At 59.6% G+C, this 3,134-nt stretch carries 3 protein-coding genes; all 3 read right to left on the bottom strand.

Annotation, left to right across the window (positions count from 1 at the left end):
* Positions 1-140 precede the first annotated feature (140 nt).
* Positions 141-1,136 carry an alpha-E domain-containing protein gene (locus tag NW853_RS00120; RefSeq protein ID WP_414335413.1) on the bottom strand — a complete coding sequence of 332 codons (996 nt, stop codon included), beginning with the start codon at positions 1,134-1,136 and terminating at the stop codon, positions 141-143.
* Positions 1,130-2,962 (bottom strand): hypothetical protein, encoded by a 1,833-nt coding sequence (locus NW853_RS00115; protein ID WP_414347070.1) that lies wholly within the window; start codon positions 2,960-2,962, stop codon positions 1,130-1,132. Before NW853_RS00115 ends, NW853_RS00120 begins: the two co-directional genes overlap by 7 nt.
* 1 nt (position 2,963) lies before the next feature.
* On the bottom strand, positions 2,964-3,134 hold a 171-nt coding region (locus NW853_RS00110; protein WP_414347072.1), incomplete at its 5' end, for a cyclic pyranopterin monophosphate synthase MoaC.

Raw genomic sequence — 3,134 nt, 5'->3', positions numbered from 1 at the left:
AAGCATACAACAGCCGTGAAAGAGATTAACCCCCCTCTCCCTTTGGGAGAGGGGCCGGGGGTGAGGGCTATCTCTTTGGGAGAGGGGCTGGGGGTGAGGGTCATCCCTCTGGGAGAGGGGCTGGGGGTGAGGGGTTTCGGCTAAGCTTGGCGCTGCAGGAGCAGAGGGGGGTCAGCCGTCTGCAAAGGGCGAATGGCAAAGAAACTTTCGTAGATGCAATCGCCAACGTAATTCATTTGCAATTGCAACTTGTCGAGAAATTCGTGTAAGCCCTGCTCCATAATATCGTCAATGGTGAGATAATCCAGCTCAGAGCGCAGCCGTCCCAAAGCCCGCTCACTGGGATCCCGCCAAGTATCAGCAGGGGTTCCAGTAATCTGGTGTAGGGAGCGATCGGCGTGAATGAGACAAAACTGAATGGAGCGGGGAAATTGCCGATCCAAAATCAGGAAAGAGGCCACCTCTCTAGGGTTAATGCGGTGTTGGCGGCTGTATTTTCGATACATTTCATAAGCGCTGGCCGACTTTAGGAGAGCAATCCACTGCAATTCATCCAGGGGCGTGCCCACATCCTGTACAGAAGGCAGCAAAATAAAATACTTAACATCCAGAATGCGAGCCGTTTTGTCAGCCCGTTCCAAAAGGCGGCCGATTTGTCCAAAGTGCCACCCCTCCCCGTGGGTCATGGTGGCATCCATCACCCCAGCAAAGAGATGGCTGGCCAGCTTGACTTCCGTGAAGAAATCGTGGAGCTGGCTCAGATGCGGCCACTGTTGAGCAGCTTCCTTCACCATTAAGTAGAAGCGATTCACCCGCTCCCACATTTCCGAAGAAATGATCTCCCGCACAGAGCGGGCATTTTCCCGTGCCAGCCGCAAGCAGGAAAAAATCGAGTTGGGATAATCCCTATCAAAAGCCAGAAACTGGATCACCGTTTCCTGGGTCGCCTGGCCGTAGCGCTGGTAAAACAGCTCCTGATCCCCAGTGGTGGAGATGATGGGATCCCATTGCTGAGCTGTGCCACTAGGTGAGTCGAGGATGAGGTTTAGGTTGACATCGATAAAACGGGCAATGTTCTCGGCCCGCTCCACGTAGCGGTTGAGCCAGTAGATGGAATCGGCCACGCGACTCAACATGGTGTTGCCTCCTCTGTTGTCCTCAACCCCAACAGACGGAGCAGCCGCCGCAGCTCCACCAGCAGCACTCCTGCCACGCCGGTCAGGATCCAGCCCAGCCAGTCCGCCGCCGTGCCCAAGTAGCGCACCTCCACGCGGTGCTCCCCCGGCGGGATCCGCACTTGCAACAGCCCTGGCCCGTTGTATTCAGCAGCTCTGAACCGTCCATCAATTTGTACCCGCCAGGCGGGGTAGTAAAACGTGCGCAAGACTACAGCTTGCTCCTGACCGGTGGGGTTAAGCGCCCGAAAGCGACGGTAGCCGTAGCGCCACTCTTCCACCTGGAGCCGCGCCGCCGGATCCTCTACCTCGCCTTGCCACTGCAGCAGCGGATCCACCTGTGGGGGCGGCATGGGCAGCGTCGCCTGGCGGGGCCGGTATTCCAGCGCATCCACCAGCGCCAGCCCATCGGGAAAGCGCCAGTGCATGTGCAAGAAAGCAATGCCCGGCCGCTCTTGGGGCTCGTTGGGGAACTGCTTGGCTGCAGCGAGTTCTTGAAAAGTTTGGACAAGCGGCGGATCAAAGCCGGCTTTGGACACCAGTTGCAAGCCCTGCCAGGTTTGGACTGCCATGGCCAGGCCGAGCCCCACCAGCAAAGGGAGCCGCCAGCGCTTGTGCCCCCATCCCCACCCAGCTAGAGATCCCACTAGCCAAGGCACGGTTACCGCCGTCACCGCCATCCAGCGCCAGGAGAACTGAATCCGCCGCAGGGGCAAAACCCACTCGTAGAGCCAAGCCAGCAGATCCGTCATCATCAGCAGCGCCACCAGGCTGGCTCCCAGGCTGTAGAGCAGGGTGGCTCTGGCAAGAGATTCGGCAGCGCCACTTTCCTGGCAGGAGAAACTCCTCCCCGACCGGCGGGCCAGCCAAAAAACCAGGATCCCAACCCCTCCCAGAACCGCCGCCATCCAAACCCAGTACCCCACCAGGTTGCTCTCAAACCAGTGCTCTGTCCAGCGCGGCTGCAGCTGCATGAGCCCGCTCACCATCAGGCGATGGTGGGGTGTATACTCGTCGGCAAAGTTGACAAAATCCACCTGGACATGCCGCTGATCCCAAAAGGCTGGCAGCAGATAAAACGCCGTCCACCCTAGCCCCAGCCCAAACCCCAGGTAGCAGCGCCCCACCCTGGGCCAGAAGGGATCCCTTCCCCCCAACACCCAAGGCAGAGGCAGCCAAATCAGGGTAAACACCAGCAAGGTGGGCAGGTGGGACAGCGCCAGCAGGCCATAGCTCAGGGCCAAAGCCGCAACCGGCCAGATGGACTGGGGCCGGCAGATCGTCTGCAGCGAGGCCCAGAAAATCCAGGGGGAGACGGCAATGGCCCACACTTCCCCTATGGCTCCCCGTTGGTAGATATCCACCAGCCAATAGGGGCCGGCCATGCTCAGCAGGGCCAAGACCAGCGCCAAAGCCCAAGGAAGCACCTGCCGCAGCAGAAGGTACAGCCCCAGCCCCAAGACCGCCATCGCTAGGCCCATGCTGGCCACCAAAGAGCCGAGCATGTCCAGCCCCAGGGCTCGAAAGGGCAAAGTGGCCACCATACACAGGGGCGGATAGAAGGCAAAGGTGGGGTTGCCATAGCCAAAGTTGGAATACTCCAGCCAGCGGGGGTAAAACTGCCCGCCGAAAAACTGGCGCTGATACTGGAAGGCCCAATTGAGATTGAAGTGGGTGGAATGGGTGATGGGGTAGCCCCGCTGCAGCATTGGCCAGAGCAGTGCCAGCACCCCGGCCAGCAGCGCGATCCCGATAAGCCCTCCCGGTTGGTGCAACCTCTTCAACATCTCACTGGGACGGGCTATTCTGATCGAACCCAGAAGGCCCGGAACTTCCCCCATACTTGCACAACAGGCGGATATTCTCGATCACCATCGCCTTTTCCAAGGCCTTGGCCATGTCGTACAGGGTGAGGGCAGCCACTGCAACCGCCGTCAAAGCCTCCATCTCCACTCCGGT

Source organism: Synechococcus sp. H55.11, from assembly GCF_047462475.1.
Lineage (GTDB): Bacteria > Cyanobacteriota > Cyanobacteriia > Thermostichales > Thermostichaceae > Thermostichus.
The sequence above is the reverse complement of the archived record's forward strand: the minus strand, read 5'-3'. Positions and strand labels throughout refer to the sequence as shown.